18 protein-coding genes, 2 pseudogenes and 1 riboswitch are annotated in these 19,118 nt (G+C 56.3%); of the genes and pseudogenes, 12 read left to right on the top strand and 8 right to left on the bottom strand.

Translation table 11 applies throughout. The annotated features are described in order from the left end of the window. Window positions 1-93: 93 nt before the first annotated feature. From SPE70_RS16550 to yebS, 4 genes are all read right to left on the bottom strand, one after another. Window positions 94-333, bottom strand: coding sequence for a YebV family protein (locus SPE70_RS16550; RefSeq protein ID WP_002911393.1), 240 nt, complete (start codon window positions 331-333; stop codon window positions 94-96). Window positions 334-448: 115 nt separating this feature from the next. Next, entirely contained in the window at window positions 449-1,882 is a 1,434-nt protein-coding gene (gene rsmF / locus SPE70_RS16545) for a 16S rRNA (cytosine(1407)-C(5))-methyltransferase RsmF (RefSeq protein WP_008804274.1), read from the bottom strand. 129 nt (window positions 1,883-2,011) lie between these two features. Further along, window positions 2,012-4,645 carry a PqiB family protein gene (locus tag SPE70_RS16540; protein WP_016161386.1) on the bottom strand — a complete coding sequence of 878 codons (2,634 nt, stop codon included), beginning with the start codon at window positions 4,643-4,645 and terminating at the stop codon, window positions 2,012-2,014. Beyond that, complete coding sequence (yebS, locus tag SPE70_RS16535; RefSeq protein ID WP_039103966.1) at window positions 4,614-5,897, bottom strand: membrane integrity lipid transport subunit YebS; 1,284 nt, start codon at window positions 5,895-5,897, stop codon at window positions 4,614-4,616. Before yebS ends, SPE70_RS16540 begins: the two co-directional genes overlap by 32 nt. Before the next feature lie 132 nt (window positions 5,898-6,029). Between yebS and SPE70_RS16530 the strand changes: the two are divergent. The 4 genes and pseudogenes from SPE70_RS16530 (at window position 6,030) to htpX (ending at window position 10,490) form a co-directional block, all read left to right on the top strand. Continuing rightward, a pseudogene (locus SPE70_RS16530) lies at window positions 6,030-6,543 on the top strand (GAF domain-containing protein). 81 nt (window positions 6,544-6,624) lie between these two features. After that, complete coding sequence (gene proQ, locus SPE70_RS16525; protein ID WP_022066247.1) at window positions 6,625-7,302, top strand: RNA chaperone ProQ; 678 nt, start codon at window positions 6,625-6,627, stop codon at window positions 7,300-7,302. A gap of 19 nt (window positions 7,303-7,321) precedes the next feature. Next, window positions 7,322-9,370, top strand: a complete 2,049-nt coding sequence (gene prc, locus SPE70_RS16520) for a carboxy terminal-processing peptidase (protein ID WP_008804279.1) — start codon at window positions 7,322-7,324, stop codon at window positions 9,368-9,370. Window positions 9,371-9,605: 235 nt separating this feature from the next. Then, window positions 9,606-10,490, top strand: a complete 885-nt coding sequence (gene htpX / locus SPE70_RS16515) for a protease HtpX (RefSeq protein WP_008804280.1) — start codon at window positions 9,606-9,608, stop codon at window positions 10,488-10,490. Between the two features lie 69 nt (window positions 10,491-10,559). Here the strand turns inward: htpX and SPE70_RS16510 are convergent, their stop codons facing one another. Continuing rightward, on the bottom strand, window positions 10,560-11,930 hold the full coding sequence (locus tag SPE70_RS16510; RefSeq protein ID WP_032731027.1) for an MFS transporter: 1,371 nt from the start codon (window positions 11,928-11,930) through the stop codon (window positions 10,560-10,562). Between the two features lie 177 nt (window positions 11,931-12,107). On the opposite strand from SPE70_RS16510, the gene kdgR reads away from it, so the two are divergent. Next, window positions 12,108-12,899 (top strand): DNA-binding transcriptional regulator KdgR, encoded by a 792-nt coding sequence (gene kdgR / locus SPE70_RS16505; protein WP_008804282.1) that lies wholly within the window; start codon window positions 12,108-12,110, stop codon window positions 12,897-12,899. A gap of 58 nt (window positions 12,900-12,957) precedes the next feature. On the opposite strand, the gene SPE70_RS16500 is transcribed toward kdgR, so the two are convergent. Further along, a complete protein-coding gene (locus SPE70_RS16500) occupies window positions 12,958-13,197 on the bottom strand; it encodes a YobH family protein (RefSeq protein WP_008804283.1) in 240 nt (79 codons plus the stop codon). A gap of 159 nt (window positions 13,198-13,356) precedes the next feature. Between SPE70_RS16500 and mgrB the strand changes: the two genes are divergently transcribed. The 7 genes and pseudogenes from mgrB to rlmA all read left to right on the top strand — a co-directional run bounded on the left by mgrB (window position 13,357) and on the right by rlmA (window position 17,614). Continuing rightward, complete coding sequence (gene mgrB, locus SPE70_RS16495) at window positions 13,357-13,500, top strand: PhoP/PhoQ regulatory lipoprotein MgrB (protein ID WP_002911375.1); 144 nt, start codon at window positions 13,357-13,359, stop codon at window positions 13,498-13,500. A gap of 74 nt (window positions 13,501-13,574) precedes the next feature. After that, on the top strand, window positions 13,575-13,865 hold the full coding sequence (locus tag SPE70_RS16490; protein ID WP_002911374.1) for a YebO family protein: 291 nt from the start codon (window positions 13,575-13,577) through the stop codon (window positions 13,863-13,865). Window positions 13,866-14,149: 284 nt separating this feature from the next. Further along, entirely contained in the window at window positions 14,150-14,359 is a 210-nt protein-coding gene (locus SPE70_RS16485; RefSeq protein WP_153242727.1) for a hypothetical protein, read from the top strand. Window positions 14,360-14,456: 97 nt separating this feature from the next. Further along, window positions 14,457-14,528: pseudogene (locus tag SPE70_RS16480) on the top strand (DUF2627 domain-containing protein); the annotation flags it as partial. Between the two features lie 85 nt (window positions 14,529-14,613). Continuing rightward, window positions 14,614-14,823, top strand: coding sequence for a transcription antiterminator/RNA stability regulator CspE (cspE, locus tag SPE70_RS16475; RefSeq protein WP_001062678.1), 210 nt, complete (start codon window positions 14,614-14,616; stop codon window positions 14,821-14,823). A gap of 187 nt (window positions 14,824-15,010) precedes the next feature. Next, window positions 15,011-16,759, top strand: coding sequence for a peptidoglycan glycosyltransferase FtsI (ftsI, locus tag SPE70_RS16470; RefSeq protein ID WP_008804285.1), 1,749 nt, complete (start codon window positions 15,011-15,013; stop codon window positions 16,757-16,759). A 60-nt stretch (window positions 16,760-16,819) separates the two neighbouring features. Then, window positions 16,820-17,614, top strand: coding sequence for a 23S rRNA (guanine(745)-N(1))-methyltransferase (rlmA, locus tag SPE70_RS16465; protein WP_008804286.1), 795 nt, complete (start codon window positions 16,820-16,822; stop codon window positions 17,612-17,614). 3 nt (window positions 17,615-17,617) lie between these two features. Here the strand turns inward: rlmA and mntP are convergent, their stop codons facing one another. Both mntP and SPE70_RS16455 read right to left on the bottom strand, forming a co-directional pair. Further along, window positions 17,618-18,184: a manganese efflux pump MntP gene (mntP, locus tag SPE70_RS16460; protein ID WP_008804287.1), complete on the bottom strand. Its 567-nt coding sequence runs from the start codon at window positions 18,182-18,184 to the stop codon at window positions 17,618-17,620. A gap of 117 nt (window positions 18,185-18,301) precedes the next feature. Then, a riboswitch (yybP-ykoY riboswitch) is annotated at window positions 18,302-18,404 on the bottom strand. A gap of 199 nt (window positions 18,405-18,603) precedes the next feature. After that, window positions 18,604-19,062 carry a DUF986 family protein gene (locus tag SPE70_RS16455; protein ID WP_064170580.1) on the bottom strand — a complete coding sequence of 153 codons (459 nt, stop codon included), beginning with the start codon at window positions 19,060-19,062 and terminating at the stop codon, window positions 18,604-18,606. Between the last annotated feature and the right edge of the window lie 56 nt (window positions 19,063-19,118).

Raw genomic sequence — 19,118 nt, 5'->3', positions numbered from 1 at the left:
GCCTCATGCTCGGGTTCACATACTCTTTAGTGTAGGGGATGACGGCGGGACGGGGAAATAAATAACCCGTCTCAGGCGACGGGTTCATTTGAGTCAGGCAAGGCGCATGACCCAGGCATCAGACTGGCGGTCGTAATGTTTACGGTAGAGCACGGAATGTTCGCCATTGAGAATAGCGGGCACGCTGGTATCGGCATCCCAGGCGTCAAGCTGCATACATAAATCTGGATCGGATTTGCAGGGAATACTTAACGTTCGCTCTCCCTGATGTTCACCGTGCAGTTCGGCATCGTCTATCTCAAACGCGCCGATGCGGACATTGGTTTTACTCATCGCTTCACCCCATTTTTCAGCTGAGTTGTGGTACGACCAGTTGAGGCCGTCATTTTTCAGCGTAGTCAATGGGGTGAAAACCGCCAGTCAAAAAGTGCGCATTTTTTGCGCGGCGTCACACCTTGCCGGCAAAAAGTTTCCCATCGCGCACCAGTTCGCGCGGGTAGCTATTCTTCAGACGGGAGCCGACGCGCTTGGCCAGACCCAGCGGGACACCCTGGAAGGTCACGATGGCCTCATCCTGCTGCGGCGCGGTCTGCGGATAGACGTCGCGTCCGCGATACCATTCCTCCGCTTCCTCCTGGGTCAGCTCGAAGGCGCGCTGCGGCGCGGCAAAGGCGATAACCGCCTCATGCTGCCAGCGGTACCCCTTATTGTGCACCTCTGCCAGGCGTACGCCGATGCGTGAAAAACGCACCTGACCAAACAGGGGCTCCATAGCCTGCGGGAACAGCCACAGCTCTTTATCCCGCTGCCACAGCGTATGACCTGCGTCCCACACCAGGCCAACAGCGCTGGCGGCGGCAGTTACCGCGGCGGCCTCCCGGCTCTTCAGCGGCGTAAACGGGAATTTGCCGACCTTATAGCCTGGCGCCGGGAGCGGATCGATCGCCGCGGTCTTGCGCAGGCGAGCGACAAAGAAGCCTTCGCAATCGTAGATCTGCGGGAATACGTGCAAAAATCCTTCTGCGGTTAAGGCATCGGCCGCGCCGGAAAACAGATCTCCCAGCGGCAGGATCTCCACCGCCTGCGGATAACGGGACAGTAACCACTGAACAACCGACTGGTTTTCCTCGCGATTCAGGGTACAGGTCGAATACACCAACGTCCCGCCAGGGCGCAGGGCATGAAAGGCGCTGTCGATAAGTTCGCGTTGGGTGGCGGCAATGTCGAGGTTGCTCTCCGGCGACCAGTTTTTCAGTGCGTCAGCATCTTTACGCACTACGCCTTCGCCCGAACAGGGGGCATCAAGCAGGATGGCATCGAAAGCTTCGGGTAGCGCCGCGCCGAAAACCCGGCCGTCGAAGTGAGTCAGGGCGACGTTACTGATGCCGCAGCGGCTAATGTTGGCATGCAGCACCTTCACCCGGCTGGCGGAGAACTCATTGGCCAGAATGCCGCCCGCGTTACCCATTCGGGCGGCAATCTGGGTGGTCTTAGACCCCGGCGCGGCGGCAACATCCATCACCCGTTCAGGCTGCGGGTTATCGGCGAACAGAGCGGCGACCGGCAGCATCGAGCTTGCCTCCTGAATATAGAACAGCCCGCTGAGATGTTCGGCGGTGCTGCCCAGCGGCAGGGCATCGTCGCCGTCCCGCTCGATCCAGAATCCCTCTTCACACCAGGGGACCGGCGTCAGCTGCCAGCCATACGGGGCGACCAGAGACAGAAAATCGGCCACACTGATTTTCAGCGTGTTGACGCGAATACTGCGGCGTAGCGGGCGCTGGCAGGCGGCGATAAAGTCGTCGAAAGAGAGATGCGCGGGCATTGCCGCACGCATTTGAGCGAGAAACGCTTCAGGGAAATAGACAGTATTTTCGGCCACAGGCAGCGCACCACAGAAAAAAAGGGTGCGCAGTTTAGCACAAACGCCCCGGTGCAGGACACCGGGGCGTGCGGTGAGTCATCTTCCCGCCCCCGGCGTTGGCCGGTGCGGGAGAAGGCGTTGTGAGGGTTACTGCGGCAGGGCGGTGCCCCATTCCCGCCACTCTTTCGGCTCGCTCTCCTGCAGCAGGAAGTGCTTGCCATCCTGGGCCTTCGGCGCCAGCGGTGTCCCCGGTGGCGTGGCAAAGGCGATCCCGCCGCGGATAAACTGGTTGAAGGTCCCGGTTTTCACCACGCCGCCAATCAGGCCGAAGTCGAGGCTGTAACCCGAGGCCAGCCAGAACACCGAGTTATTGCGTACCAGATACTGGTAGCGCTTGCTGATACGCAGTTTCACCATCACCCGATCGGACATTGACCCCAGCGACAGGCCAGTGACCGTCCCCACCTCAAGGCCGCGGAACAGGACCGGCGTACCGATGCCAAGCGACCCCGCCTCCGGCGCTTCCACCACGATGTTCAGGCCGTCGATATAACGTGAGTCGCTGATCGTCGTATCCTGGATCTCAAAGTCGCGGCGCGCCGGCCCGCGTCCCGGCTCAACGTTAATATAGGACTGGAACAGGGTGTCGAGATGCTCGACGCCCGCGGCGGAGATTTGCGGGGTGATCACCGAGAAGCGGGTCCCGGCCCGGGCGAAGGTACCGACGTATTCCGGGTAGAGCACCGCTTTCGCCTGCACTTCGTTTTTGGCGGTGATCAGCTCCAGGGACTGGATCTGACCGATATCGATGCCGAGATAACGAATCGGCATCCCGGCCGCCATCTTCCCGGCGTCAAACGCGTGCAGGGTGATCTGGCCGCCCACGGCGCGCGCCGCCGTTTCCGAAGCGTAAAGGATACGTTTGTTATTCAGCCGCGCGTTGGCGCTGCTGCCATTGAGGTTATCGAAACTGATCGCCCCTTTAATGGCGCGCGCCAGCGGCGAGGCCTGAACGGTGAGTCCGTTGCCGTCAAGTTTGACCTTCGCCCCCCCTTCGGCCCAGAAGACGCTGTTGTTGCTCAGCAGGTAGCGGTACTCCGGCTTGATATGCAAATCGATATCGAAAGCGTCTTTGCGCGGTTTGACGGCGATGATCTCGCCGACGGCGAATTTACGATACAGCACCACCGAGCCGGCCTGAACGTCAGGCAGGGTCTCGGCTGAGAGGCTTAAGGTCGTGGTCGGCACTTCGCTCAGGCTGTTTTCCTGGGCCTTTTCGAGGTTGGCGTACAGCGGGTAGCTGCTCTGCATTTCGCCTTTTTCTCCCGGAATGACCCGGATCCCGCCATTAACCCATTCGCTGGCGCTGGCCCCCAGCACCTGCACGCCATCGAGTCCGACTTTGACATCCAGACGGCTGTTAACCACAAACTTACTGTCACCGCGAATGAGATCGCGGTATTCGGGGGCAATCGCGACCTGGAAGGTCACTCCTTTGGCGGTCAGTTTGCGCTCCAGCACCTGGCCGACTTTTACTCCGTGCAGCACCAGCGGTTGGCCGCCGTCAATCCCGTAGCTTTCCGGCGCCGAGAGCGTGACGGTGGCGACGTTGGGCTCCTCCAGCAGCGCTTTATCTGCTGGCATGACGGAGAAGTGGTTGCGCGGCTCGCCTTCACCGGGTACCAGTTCAAAAGTATTGCCGGTGAGCAGGGCGCTGACGCTGGGGTTATCGAGGGAAATTTTCGGCTTCTTCATCTGAATCAGCGTCTTCTCACGCAGCAGCGTCACCACGCTCGGGTCGACGGTCATCTCGCCGGTCACTTTGCCGCCGGGGTTAAGATTCAGCTTACTTAACTGACCCACTTCCAGCCCCTGATACATCAGCGGCGTCGAGCCTGCTTTCAGCCCATCGCCGTCGGGCAGGTCGAGGGTGACCAGCACACCGCGCTGGCTATGCGCCAGATCTTCGTACAGATGATAGTCATCGTTTTGCGCCGCAACCTGCGAATCGGCAGGTGAATCGAAGGCGATAGCGCCGTTCACCAGCGCAGAAAGGTTCTCCAGCTGCACTTTTGCCCCACTCAGGCCGACGTCGGCTTTGATCCCGGAGACGTTCCAGAATCGGCTGCCTTTTTTCACCAGGTTGGTAAACCGGCGCTCGATCAGGACATCGATGGTGACCCCCTGATTATTGGCATTCAGGGTGAAATCATACACGCGCCCGACCGGGATCTTGCGGAAATAGACCAGCGAGCCGCTGTTCAGGGAGCCAAGGTCCGGCGCCTGCAGGTGGATCATCAGCTCGCCGTTGTTGATGCGGTATTTCGGCTGAGTGTCGAGGGCCACGAAGTGATCTTCGGGCTCACCTTTGCCAGGCATCATGCCAATGTAGTTCCCGCCCACCAGCGCATCCAGCCCGGAGACCCCCGCCAGAGAGGCTTTTGGGGTGACCAGCCAGAACTGGGTCTCTTTGCGCAGCGCATCTTTCATATCGCGTTTGATGCTGGCGGAAACCTCAATCTTACTCAGATCTTTACTGAGGCTAATATCCTGGACGGTGCCGACCTCGACCCCCTGATAACGGATAGGCGTCCGCCCCGGCACAATGCCGTTAGCGGACTGGAAATCGATGGTAATCGTCGATCCGCGGTCGTCAAAGCTGGTCCAGATGAGCCAGGCGGCAATCAGCAGCGCGATGACCGGCAACAGCCAGAATGGCGAAATACGGCGTTTAGTTTTTATTCTGGCTTCAGTCTGCGAAGCGGGCGATTCCTGACTCATGTGCGTCCCAAAGTAAGCGGCTGTCCAGCCATTCAACTGCAAGAATAGTTAAAATTACCGCACCGCCGAAGTAAACCGCCGCCGGCCCCATGGTGAAAGCGAGGAGCTGATCGCGATTGATTAGCGACATGGTGAGTGAAATAACAAACAGATCCAACATCGACCAGCGGCCAATCCAGGTTATCAGCCGCAGCAGCAGGATGCGGGTGCGCAAGCCTTGCTCGCACTTGAATTGTATGCTGACCAATAGGGTAAATAACACTATAACTTTGGTGAATGGCACCAAAATACTGGCGATAAATACCACTCCGGCGATGGCGATATTGCTGCTGGCAAGGGAGATGATCCCGGAAAGGATCGTATCGTCCTGGCGCGCACCGTTAACATAGATGATCGAGATCGGCAGCAGGTTGGCTGGTAAGAGAAATATCAGCGAGGCAATCAGCGCCGCCCAGCTGCGCTGCAGGCTCTGCGGCCGGCGATGATGCAGCGGGGAGTGGCAGCGTCGGCAGCGGCCACGCGCGTCGCGGTAGCCGGTGTAGTGGCAGCCGGTGCACACCTGTAAATTGTTATCGGCGCGGGTCGCCGGCCGTTCAGGATAGAAACGCTCCCACAGCTCTTCGACGTTCATGTGAATAAGCGTCAGGATGCTCAGCAGCGTCAGCGAGATAAACGCCACCAGGCCGATGCCGGGCTGCAGAAAGGCGTAATCCTGCACCTTGATGGTGGCGACGCCAATACCCACCAGATAGATATCCAGCATCACCCACTCTTTGAGCTTGCCGAGCATCAGCAGCACCGGGCGCAGGTTCATCCCCAGCACGTTGCCCAGCCAGAGATAGCTAATCGAGACCACCAGCAGCACCGGGGCGACCACCGCGCAAAACAGCACCATGGCGGCGGTAAGCGGGTCACCCTGCGCGGTCATCTGCCAGATCCCTTGCAGGACGTTGGCGTCGATGCGCACGCCCAGCAGGTGCAGGCGCAGCAGAGGCTCCGACCAGGCAAAAGGCATGAGCAGCAGCATCGCAACGGCCATGCTGCCCAAACGCGTCAGCGACCAGTCGCGCCCATCGCGCACCTTGGCGTTGCAGCGTGGGCACCAGGCGCTTTGGTTGCGTTTAAGCACCGGTAAGCGAAAGAGCATGTCACACTGCGTACAGCGCTGATAATGCGCATAGGGAAGCGGTGTGCTGACGGCATGCACGACCAACTTCTTCGCAGGTTTAATCGTTGGTGTTTTTATCGGCATTTATTACGTACAGGAATGAATGTATCCCACTATCTTAACCTATGAATGAATTCATCTTGAGCCTAAGCGCATTTAATGCTTATTTTAGTAGGCTGTACGTATCAGGCAGTAAGACAACCAAGTGAAGATATAATGAGCAAAACAGAATTTTACGCGGATCTGAACCGCGATTTCCAGGCATTAATGGCAGGTGAAACCAGTTTTCTGGCGATGATCGCCAATACCAGCGCGCTGCTGTTCGAGCGGCTGAGCGAGGTCAACTGGGCCGGTTTCTATCTTCTGGAAGGCGATACCCTGGTACTGGGGCCGTTCCAGGGCAAACTGGCCTGTGTGCGCATTCCGGTTGGTCGCGGCGTCTGCGGCGCCGCGGTGGCGCAAGCCCAGGTCCAGCGCGTAGAGGACGTGCATGCGTTTGATGGTCACATTGCCTGCGATGCGGCCAGTAATTCAGAAATTGTCTTTCCCCTGCGCGTGAACGACCAGATTATCGGCGTGCTGGATATCGACAGCACGGCGTACGGCCGCTTCACAGCTGAAGATGAGCAGGGGTTGCGCACGCTGGTCGAGCAACTGGAAAAACTTATCGCGGCCACTGATTATCAAAAAATCTTTACCCGTGTCGTGGGATAATCAACGGATAACGTAGCATTTAGCGAGGACGTCATTATAATGTCGCCTGTTCATGCCTGCGGCTTGTTGGCTACGTCCGTTGTAATCAGGAAATTTCATGGAAAATCAACCTAAGTTGAATAGCAGTAAAGAAGTTATCGCCTTTCTGGCCGAACGTTTCCCGCAGTGCTTTAGCGCTGAAGGCGAAGCGCGCCCCCTGAAAATTGGTATTTTTCAGGATCTCGTTGAGCGAGTGGGTGGTGAGATGAACCTCAGCAAAACCCAGCTTCGCGCTGCATTACGTCTCTATACGTCCAGCTGGCGTTATCTGTACGGCGTGAAAGCCGGCGCTATCCGCGTTGACCTGGACGGCAACCCGTGCGGCGAACTGGAAGAACAGCACATTGCCCATGCGCGCCAGCAGCTGGAAGAAGCGAAAGCTCGCGTTCAGACGCAGCGCGCTGCCCAGCAGGCGAAAAAACGCGAAGCCGCCGCCGCCGCAGGTCAGCAGGATGAAGGGGGTCGCCGCGAGCGTAAACCACGTCCTCAGCAGCCGCGTCGTAAAGAAGGCGCTGAACAGCGTAAACCGCGTCCTGTTGCGGCCAAAGCCCCGCGTGAAGAGCGTCATACTCCGGTTTCGGATGTTTCCGTTCTGACCGTCGGCCAGGCGCTGAAGGTAAAAGCAGGCAATAACGCAATGGACGCCACCGTTCTGGAAATCACCAAAGATGGCGTTCGTGTACAGCTGACTTCTGGTATGTCAATGATTGTACGCGCAGAACACCTGGTGTTCTGAAACGGAGGCCGGGCCAGGCATGAACACATTTTTTAAAATCACCGCGCTTGCGGGCCTGCTGGCAATAGCAGGCCATGCTTTCGCTGTTGATGAAATAACCCGTGCAGATCAAATACCCGTGCTGAAAGAAGAGCCGCAGCACGCGACGGTGAGCGAGCGCGTGACGTCGCGCTTTACCCGTTCTCACTACCGTCAGTTTGATCTCGACAACGCCTTCTCGGCAAAGATTTTTGACCGTTATCTGAACCTGCTGGACTACAGCCACAATGTGCTGCTGGCCAGCGATGTGGCGAAGTTTGCGGCCAAAAAAGATCAAATCGGCGACGAACTGCGCACCGGGAAACTGGACGTCTTCTACGACCTTTACAACCTGGCGCAGCAGCGTCGCTTTGAGCGCTATCAGTATGCGCTCAAAGTGCTGGAACGTCCGATGGACTTTACCGGCAACGATAATTTTAACCTTGATCGCTCCAAAGCGCCGTGGCCAAAAGATGAGGCCGAGCTGAACACGCTGTGGGACGCCAAGGTGAAGTTTGACCAGTTAAGCCTGAAGCTGGCGGGCAAAGACGATAAAGAGATCCGCGACACCTTAACGCGTCGCTATAAGTTCGCGATCCGTCGTCTGGCGCAAACCAACAGCGAAGATGTCTTCTCGCTGGCGATGACCGCCTTCGCTCGCGAAATCGACCCGCACACCAACTACCTGTCTCCACGTAATACCGAGCAGTTCAACACTGAGATGAGCCTCTCTCTTGAGGGGATCGGCGCTGTCCTGCAAATGGATGATGACTACACCGTCATCAATTCGCTGGTGGCGGGCGGTCCGGCCGCGAAGAGCAAAGCGATCAGCGTCGGCGACCGTATCGTTGGCGTTGGCCAGACCGGGAAGCCGATGGTTGATGTCATCGGCTGGCGTCTGGATGACGTGGTCGCGCTGATTAAAGGGCCGAAGGGCAGCAAAGTGCGCCTTGAGATCCTGCCGGCAGGCAAAGGGGCCAAGACGCGTATCGTGACCCTGACCCGCGAGCGGATCCGTCTGGAAGACCGTGCGGTGAAGATGTCGGTGAAAACCGTTGGTAAAGAAAAAGTCGGCGTGCTGGATATTCCGGGCTTTTACGTTGGTCTCACCGATGATGTGAAGGTGCAACTGCAGAAGCTGGAAAAACAGAACGTCAGCAGCATCGTCATTGATCTGCGCAGCAACGGCGGCGGGGCGCTGACCGAGGCGGTATCGCTCTCGGGTCTGTTTATTCCGTCCGGCCCGGTAGTGCAGGTCCGTGATAACAATGGCAAGGTCCGCGAAGACAGCGACAACGACGGCGTGGTCTATTACAAAGGGCCGCTGGTGGTGCTGGTTGACCGCTTTAGCGCCTCGGCGTCTGAAATCTTCGCCGCGGCGATGCAGGATTATGGCCGCGCGCTGATCGTTGGCGAGCCGACCTTCGGTAAAGGGACGGTACAGCAGTATCGCTCGTTGAATCGTATCTACGATCAGATGCTGCGTCCGGACTGGCCGGCGTTAGGTTCCGTCCAGTACACCATCCAGAAGTTCTACCGTATTAACGGCGGCAGTACGCAGCGTAAAGGCGTGACGCCGGATATCATGATGCCAACCGGTAATGAAGATCGTGAGACCGGCGAGCAGTATGAAGACAACGCGCTGCCGTGGGATAGTATCAACGCAGCCACCTACGTGAAGTCCGGGGATCTGACCCCGTTTGGACCGGAACTGCTCAAGCGCCATGATGAGCGTATCGCGCAGGATCCAGAGTTCCAGTACATCATGAAGGATATTGCCCGTTATAACGCGATGAAGGACAAGCGTAACATCGTCTCTCTGAACTACGCCCAGCGTGAGAAAGAGAACGAAGAGGATGATGCGATTCGTCTGGCGCGGATTAACGATCGCCTGAAACGCGAAGGCAAACCGCTGCTGAAAAAACTGGATGACCTGCCGAAGGATTACCAGGAGCCGGATCCGTATCTTGATGAAACGGTCCATATCGCGGTAGACCTGGCGCATCTTGAAAAAGCGCGCCCGGCGGTGGAACCGCCAGCCAGTAAATAAATAACAAACGGGCACCTCAGAGGGTGCCTGTTTTATTTTGTGCTTTTGTCATCACCTTTCAGCTCAACTAACAAAATGTCAACCTGCCCGGCCGCTGTCAGCAAGATGCTACAAAATGTAAAGTTGTGTTTTTATCGTGACTTAGCGGGGGTTGATGGTTGAAAATTGCAGCCTGACCCATACGATGTGGGTAATCGCATAGTGCGTTTTGTTAAATTGAGGTAAAAAGAAAATTATGATGCGAATCGCGCTTTTCCTGCTGACGAACCTGGCAGTAATGGTCGTGTTCGGGCTGGTGTTAAGCCTCACGGGGATCCAATCCAGCAGCATGACCGGTCTGTTGATTATGGCCCTGCTGTTCGGCTTCGGTGGTTCTATCGTTTCGCTGATGATGTCGAAATGGATGGCCCTGAAGTCTGTGGGTGGGGAAGTGATCGAGCAGCCGCGCAACGAAACGGAACGCTGGCTGATGCACACCGTCGCCCAACAGGCGCAGCAGGCGGGCATTGCCATGCCGCAGGTTGCTATCTATCACGCGCCTGATATTAACGCTTTTGCTACCGGCGCGCGTCGCGACGCCTCGCTGGTCGCCGTCAGCACCGGGCTGCTACAAAACATGAGCCGTGATGAAGCGGAAGCGGTCATTGCCCATGAAATCAGCCATATCGCTAATGGCGATATGGTGACCATGACGCTGATTCAGGGGGTGGTGAACACCTTCGTTATCTTTATCTCGCGCGTGATTGCCCAGATTGCGGCCGGTTTCCTCGGCGGCAACCGGGAAGATGAAGGGGAGAGCAGCAATGGTAACCCGCTGATCTACTTCGCTGTCGCCACGGTGCTGGAGCTGGTGTTCGGTATTCTGGCCAGCATTATTACCATGTGGTTCTCTCGTCATCGCGAGTTCCACGCTGACGCCGGCTCGGCGCGACTGGTGGGCCGCGAGAAGATGATTGCTGCCCTGCAGCGTCTGAAAACCAGCTATGAGCCACAGGAAGCCAGCAGCATGATGGCGTTCTGCATCAATGGTAAAGCGAAATCCATGAGCGAGCTGTTTATGACTCACCCGCCGCTGGATAAACGTATTGAAGCCCTGCGTAGCGGTGAGTATCTGAAGTAATCCGTCGGTTCGACGCTAAAAATAAAAATCCGCAGCCCGAAAGCTGCGGATTTTTTTTGCCGCCGTTTATCAGGCCGCGCGCGGCTGGGTGACGCGCAGACCGCTAATCAGTGCGGCAACGGTCGCCAGAATGCCGGCCAGCAGCAGGGCGGTATGGGTGCCGCTGTTGCCGAGCAGGTTGAACAGCAGGGCGACCAGCGCCGCGCCAGTGCTCTGACCGAGCAGGCGAGCGGTACCCAGCATCCCGCTGGCGCCACCGCTACGATGGCTCGGAGCCGAGGCGACAATAGTGTGGTTATTCGGCGACTGAAACAGCCCGAAACCGGCGCCGCACAGCGCCATACGCCAGATAATATCCAGATCGGAAGGCGACTCGGGCAGCAGCGCCAGGCCGAACAGGCCGCAGGCCATAACCAGCAGCCCAATGGCCCCCAGCAGTCCCGCATGGCATTTCTCAATCAAATAACCGGCCAGCGGCGCCATCACCATGGTCGCCAGCGGCCACGGCGTCAGCAGCAGGCCGGTCTCCACTTCGCTGCGCCCCATCATCGTCTGCAGGAAGAAGGGCAGGGAGACCATCGCCAGCATCTGCGCACAGAAGGAGCAGATGGAGGTGCAGATAGAGAGTGAGAAGAGCGGGATGCGCAGCAGGTCGACCGGCAGCAGGGGGACGGGCATGCTGAGCTGGCGGCGAACGAAGAAAAAGCCCACCACCAGCATGGCGGCCACTTCCGCCAGCACCAGCTGAACAGACTGTCCCTGGGCGAACCCGCTGAGCGCAGTGATCAGCAGCCCGAAGGTGAGGGCGTTCATGATGGCGCTCGGCAGATCGAAGCGGATGATTTTGCTGCGCGCGCTGTTGGGTGGCAGAAAGCGCATGGCCAGAACAAAAGCGACGATCCCGAGGGGAACGTTAATTAAAAACAGCCATTGCCATGAGGCAAGGGAGAGGATCGCCGCGGCGATCGTCGGGCCTGCTGCCGAAGAGACGGCGACGACAAAGGAGTTGATGCCCATGCCGCGGCCGAGAAAGCGCTGCGGATAAATCAGGCGGATCAACGCGGTGTTCACGCTCATCAGCGCGGCGCCGCCCAGCCCCTGGGCGACGCGGGCGAAGGTCAGCATGTCGAGACTGCGCGACAGGGCGCAGGCCAGCGAGGTAAAGATAAACACCACCAGGCCTATCTTATAGATGCGGCGATAGCCGACCATATCGCCGAGGAAAGAGAGCGGTAGCAGGGCGATGACAATGGCGATTTGGTAGGCGTTAACGATCCAGATTGACGCCGCCGGCGAGGCGTTAAGATCGCTGGCGATGGTCGGGAGCGCGACGTTGGCGATAGCCCCGTCGAGCACGGCCATGGTCAGCCCCAGCACGATGGTCAGAATGGCGCCATAGCGTTGCGGCAGCGGCACGCCATCGGAAGAATTTTTATCCATGGTGAATATAAGTCTTAAATGAAACGGTTTTTTGAATGATGAGTTTAGCATTGATTATTCCGCAGTATGTCGCAGATTTGTAACGAAGTGGCAGAAGAATGATTGCGGCGCAGAGGCGGCGAATTTATAATAAAAACCGGTTCTAAATTTTATAAAACAGTTACGGCGAGGTGATAAATGGCAGGTGCAGATTTGGATAAACAGCCAGATTCTGTCTCTTCGGTATTGAAGGTTTTTGGCATCTTACAGGCGCTGGGTGAAGAGCGTGAAATTGGCATTACCGAACTGTCCCAGCGCGTCATGATGTCGAAAAGCACCGTTTATCGCTTTTTACAGACCATGAAATCACTGGGCTATGTGGCGCAGGAAGGCGAGTCAGAGAAATACTCCCTCACGCTCAAGCTGTTCGAGCTGGGCGCTCGTGCGCTGCAGAACGTCGACCTGGTACGCAGCGCCGATATTCAGATGCGCGAACTCTCCCGGCTGACGAAAGAGACTATTCACCTCGGGGCGCTGGATGAAGACAGCATCGTCTACATCCACAAGATTGACTCGATGTACAATCTGCGGATGTACTCGCGTATCGGCCGTCGCAATCCGCTGTACAGTACCGCGATTGGTAAGGTACTGCTGGCGTGGCGCGATCGCAGCGAAGTGGAGCAGATCCTCGAGGGCGTGGAGTATAAACGCAGCACCGAGCGGACCATCACCAGCACGGAAGCGCTGCTGAAGGTGCTGGATGGCGTACGCGAGCAGGGATATGGCGAAGATAACGAAGAGCAGGAAGAGGGACTACGCTGCATCGGGGTACCGGTGTTCGATCGTTTCGGCGTGGTTATCGCCGGACTGAGCATCTCTTTCCCGACGCTACGTTTCTCAGAAGAACGTTTGCATGAGTATGTGGCGATGCTGCATCAGGCGGCGCGCAAGATTTCTGAGCAAATGGGATACAACGACTACCCGTTCTGACGCGGTAGCTGAAACATCCGGCGAGCGCGGTGCTATTGTCGCGCTCGCCGGAGTGATTTTAACCGTTATCAACCACGGTTGCGCTTTTGCGCAGAATGGGACAGTTACTGACGCCGATCACACCGCTGTTGGAATGCACATAAAGTGCGGTACTGACCCCGCGGGCGGTGAGATACTGACACTTAAGACCCAGACCACCGACGTTTTCTTCACTGTGGAATAATACGCCATAGCCGCTTAATAATACGCCAATCCATAAGATAGCCACGACGACAATAGTACGAATGATTAATCGCATTGATGCCTCATTATTTGTATGATCCTTGCCGTGATTTTGACACGAACACGTTTTGAAACAAGTCGATGATTCCTAAACTTGCCGTTCGTATTACAGTTAGCCGCGGTTTAAGAAGGCCGTGTTATCCTGGTGAGATAAAGTACTAATGCGGAGAGTGGAGTGAAAAAATTACGGTGGGTTTTACTGATAGTCATCATAGCAGGCTGCCTGTTGCTGTGGACTCAGATGCTTAACGTAATGTGCGACCAGGATGTTCAGTTTTTCAGCGGCATTTGCACTATCAATAAATTCATCCCGTGGTAAGACATTTTTCTGACGACTGATTTCCTTCTGCGGTGTGGGTGGTAGAATGAACGCCTTCTCTTTGAGGTGGTGAAATGAGTGAGTTACTAAATCCTGGGATCTTAAATCTGGCTTCGCTGGCTGTATCCGTCGCGTTGCTGCTTGTCGGTCTGTTGTTATGGTTCTTCGTCAACCGCGCCAGTTCGCGGGCGAACGAGCAGATAGAACTGCTGCAAGCGCTGCTGGATCAGCAAAAGCGGCAGAATGCGCTGTTACGTCGCCTTTGCGAAGCTAATGCGCCGGAAAAAGAGGACGTGGCCGAGCCGACCGTCGCAGGCAAGGCGAAAGGAGAGGATGAGTTTATCCGCCTGGTGGCAGAGCGCTAAGTACCTCCACAGGTGTGCATCATAAGATGCGCACCTGCATGATAGCTGGCAGTAATAGCTTATTCTTATTCCATTATTCCTTTCCCCGCGCATTATTCCCTTTTTTACACGCTGTAAATAAAGTCATTCCCGCCGCGTTTATTGCCCTGGAATGTGACACTGTCATCATTTTTTCATTATTAAGGTGCAGAATTAGCTCTATTTTTAGCGTGACGACTAACAGGTTTTATTATCACTACACTGGTACGGCTTTAGCGATTTTTCGTCTGCTGTTATGAGTAATTATGCGCATCAATATTCATCGCCTTCAGCGAAGCGCCGTCAGCATGGCGGTTCGTATACGTACATACCTGGACGAAGCGAAGTTGTTGAGCTATGGTAAAAAAGTTGCAGTAATGAGGCAGCAACCAGGTGATATTAGCGAATGCTATAACGCCTTGCCAGGAGCGGCAAAGACGCATAAATGTGCAGGCGATCAAATGATTACCTTATAATTTGTGCGAACGATCGTGACACGTTTAAAAATGGCTTGCCATTATTTACGTAGTATGTGATAACACGTTTCGGGTTAAACGAGGTACAGTTCTGTTTATGTGTGGCATTTTCAGTAAAGAAGTCCTGAGTAAACACGTTGTCGTTGAATACCGCTTCTCTGCCGAACCTTAAATTAGTGCCTCATGCAGTTATGTGTCAGTTTTATCTATGTAAACGCCAGCAGGCGAAGAAAACAGTCTAAGGAATTTTGCAAATGGCAAAGATTAAAGGTCAAGTTAAGTGGTTCAACGAGTCTAAAGGTTTTGGTTTCATTACTCCGGCTGATGGCAGCAAAGACGTGTTCGTACACTTCTCCGCTATCCAGGGTAACGGCTTCAAAACTCTGGCTGAAGGCCAGAACGTTGAGTTCGAAATTCAGGACGGCCAGAAAGGTCCGGCTGCAGTTAACGTAACTGCTATCTGATACAAGACCACTCTTCTTGTATAAAAGCCTCGCCTGCGCGGGGCTTTTGCGTTTTTATTGCAAAGCGTGTCATTTTACCCCCTTCCGTCGCGTCTTGTTGCAAATAGTCAACTTTATTAGCATTGTGTAGCAGTCTGTTTTGCTAATTTTCTGTTAAATCAGATGGTTGCAAAATGATGCCGGAGCTATGGTGCTAAAGAAAAAAATGAAGTCCGCCGCCAGCTTTACCCCGATTCGCTTCGGGTTACTCTGTGTGGCCATTCTTGGTTGTCTGGGACTGCTGTTGGCCCGCGTGGGCTGGCTGCAAATTGTCTCTCCCGATAACCTGGTAAAACAAGAAGACATGCGTTCTCTGCGCGAAGAGCCTGTGGCGGTGGAGCGCGGCATGATTAGCGACCGCGAAGGACGACCGCTGGCGGTGAGCGTACCGGTCAGCGCTATCTGGATCGACCCGCAGACCACCATGGAGAAGGGTGGGGTTGGTTATGGTCCTCGCTGGCAGGCAATGGCCGAAGCACTGCATCTCAACCTCGGTGAGCTGGCCCAACGGGTACAAAGTCATCCTCACGCCCGTTTTCTCTATCTGGCGCGTCAGATCAATCCGGAGCAGGCGGAGTGGATTGATAAACTGCATCTCCCGGGCGTCTATCTGCGCGATGAATCGCGACGTTTCTATCCGGCTGGTCATGTGGCTGCCAATCTGCTGGGCTTTACCAACGTCGATAATCAGGGCATCGAAGGGGTGGAGAAAAGCTTTAATGCCCAGCTGACCGGCAAACCCGGACGACGCCTGGTGCGCAAAGATAAACATGGCAATGTTATTGAAAATATTACCGAAGTGCCGCCAGTCCCGGCGCATAATCTGCAGCTGAGTATTGATGAACGTCTGCAGACGGTGACCGAAGATGCGCTGGATAATGCCGTTCGCTGGAATAAGGCGGAATCCGGGGCGGCGGTATTGATCAAAATTGATACCGGTGAGATTCTGGCGATGGCCAGCTACCCGGACTTCAATCCGAACAATCGCGACAGCGCGACGCTGGATGATTTCCGCAACCGCGCCATCAGCGACACCTTCGAACCCGGGTCGACCGTCAAACCGCTGGTGATCATGACCGCGCTCCAGCAGGGGATTGTCCAGCCGGATAGCGTGGTGGACACCCATCCGTTTGTCCTCGACGGCCACCGCATCCGCGATGTGGGCTATTATCCGGAGCTGAGTCTGACCGGGATCCTGCAAAAATCCAGTGATACCGGCGTGTCGCATCTCTCGCTCGCTATGCCGGTGCAGCATCTGCTTGATACCTATCAGGCATTTGGGTTCGGCGAGCCGACCGGATTGGGATTGACCGGGGAAAGCGCCGGGCTGATGCCGCATCGTCGCTACTGGGGGCAGCTGGATCGCGCTACCTTCGCTTTCGGCTATGGGTTAATGGTGACGCCGCTCCAGCTGGCGCACGTCTACGCGACTATCGGCGGTTTCGGTATTGAACGACCGTTATCGATAACCCGCATCGATCCGCCGGTGATAGGTACGCGGGTGATGCCGGAGAACATCGTGCACAGCGTAGAGCATATGATGGAGAGCGTGGCGCTCCCGGGCGGGGGCGGGACCAAAGCGGCAGTGCGCGACTACCGGGTGGCGGTAAAAACCGGGACGGCGAAGAAAATCGGTCCGGACGGCAAATATATCGATAAATATGTGGCCTACACCGCCGGCGTGGCGCCCGCCAGTCGTCCACAGTTTGCGCTGGTGGTGGTGATGAACGATCCGAGTAATGGCTCCTATTACGGCGGGGCGGTGTCCGCGCCGGTCTTCAGCCAGATCATGGGGGATGTCCTGCGGCTGGAGAACGTCATGCCGGACGGCATGCCGCAAGGGGCGGAGAATCTGATCGTGATGCACGACAGCCATCCGCTGGCGCCGGCGCTGTAACAGTGGTCTGCAGGGGCGAATAGCGCTACACTTTCGCCCTTTAGCAACACCGGAGCCGTCATGTCATACAGTTGCCCCCTTTGCCACGCGCCGTTAAGCCGCGGCGACAACCACTATTCCTGCCCGCAGCGGCACCAGTTCGATCTGGCGAAAGAGGGGTACGTCAATCTGCTACCGGTGCAGTTCAAGCGGTCGCGCGATCCCGGCGATAGCGCTGAGATGATGCAGGCCCGGCGGGCGTTTCTGGATGCGGGTCATTATCAGCCGCTACGGGAGGCGATCGCCGAACGGCTGCGGCACCACGCCCCTGCGGATTTACTGGATATCGGCTGTGGCGAAGGGTATTACACCCACGCGTTTGCCACCATCGCCAGCCATAGCTGGGGGCTGGACGTGTCGAAGCCAGCGATCCGCGCGGCGGCAAAACGCTACCCGCAGGTCAGTTTTTGCGTCGCCTCCAGCCAGCGTCTGCCGTTCTCTGATAACAGCTTCGATGCGGTAGTGCGCATTTACGCCCCCTGCAACGCCGAAGAGCTGGCGCGGGTGGTGCGGCCTGGCGGATGGGTGATCACCGCCACGCCGGGACCCCGCCATCTGCTGGAGCTAAAAGGGCTGATTTACGATGAGGTACGCCTGCATGAGCTGAAGACGGAAGCGATGCCGGGATTCCGCCTGGACGCTCAGCAGCAGCTGGCCTATCCGATGACCCTGACGGGAAGTGAAGCGCAGGCGCTGCTGCAGATGACGCCGTTCGCGTGGCGGGCTAAGCCTGAGGTGCACGCCGCGCTGCGTCAGCAGGCGACGTTTGGCTGCCAGACCGACTTCATGATCCATTGCTGGCAGCGCGAGGCGTAAGGCTTAACCGGCGAAATGGCTCCAGAGGATTTCGCTGCCGATGCCAATCAGCACAATACCGCCGAGGATTTCGGCCCGTTTGCCCAACAGCGGGCCAATAAAGCGACCGACCATGATCCCCAGCGTCGACATAAGAAACGTCGCGCAGCCGATCGCCAGTGCGGTGGTCACAATGCTGACCTGCAGGAAGGCCAGACCCACACCAACGGCCATCGCGTCAAGGCTGGTGGCGAAGGCGGTGGTGACCAGCAGCCAGAAACCATGACGGCGAGGCGCGTCGCACGCCTCGTCGCTGTCGCCGCGAACACCTTCCACGATCATTCGCCCGCCGAGAAACACCAGCAGAATAAAGGCAATCCAGTGGTTCCACTCGAGGACAAACTGGCTGGCCAACATGCCGAGTCCCCAGCCGACCAGCGGGGTCAGGGTTTCAATCACGCCAAAAATCAGCCCGGTGCGGACGGCTTCTGAGAATTTAGGTTTGTGCAGGGTGGCACCCTTGCCGATAGAGGCTGCAAAGGCGTCCATAGACATGCCGAAGGCGAGAAGAATGGTAGCGGATAAATTCATGTGCGTGTCCTGACCGGGGATAATCCATATGACACATCGCTGCCCCCAGTAAATATACGCGGAGCCGCTCAATGGCTGAGCAATACGTACAGCAGTGATGTATCTATGGTCTCGCCTGATTGAATCACTTCAACCCGTACGTGCCACGTTTTGCAACGAGTATGTTGACACGTACATTTCCTGGCAAACAGGAAATCGGCTACTCCCCAACGACGGGCGCAACCTTAACATATTTTTAGAATATAAAACAATAACAGAAGACGGCTATTTTAATAACCAAATGATAACGATTTTCATTTGAATTTATAAGTAAATAAATAGTTAATAAAAAAGGGAAGAGGAGGCAGGGGAAATATAGCCATGGCTATATGTTTTTCCAGAGAAAAACTGGAAAATATAGCGCTGGCTATATTTATAACTCATTGAGTTGAAACGAGAAGTTTGTAGATTTTCTCCAGGTTGTCGATATTTCGTACGCGAATAAGCAGCCGCCGTTGCTCTAATTGCATCACCAGCACGCCGTCCTCGGATAAATTCATCTCTTTAATTCGCTGATATTCTATCCACACGTTGGCGAAGAAAAAACCGCGCGGTTTAAAAATGATTTTCGGCGTACGGATCCAGAATAAATAGAGACCCATCAGCGCCAGGGCAGATAATAGCCAGGTGGTGATCGGGGTGCCGTGCTGGGTAATGTTGTTATAGATCAGAATGGCGGTGAGGCCGACAAAGATCAGACCGTCAACGCGGCTGCGGCGAAGCAGGGGAATGGCCAGCAGCACCGGGCCGTTCCGCCTCGGCATAATGAACTGGTCATACACCGCGTAGGCCAGTAGCGCAAGGATAAACAGGATGATCACCAGGTCCGTGAATGTCATTGCTTTGCGTTCCTCCTGATAAAAAAAAGCCGGGGGCAAGCCCCCGGCGTACAACC

The organism is Klebsiella sp. ZJOU C1 (genome assembly GCF_035620215.1).
Classification (GTDB): Bacteria; Pseudomonadota; Gammaproteobacteria; order Enterobacterales; family Enterobacteriaceae; genus Klebsiella; species Klebsiella variicola.
This window is presented reverse-complemented; position numbering and strand designations above follow the sequence as displayed.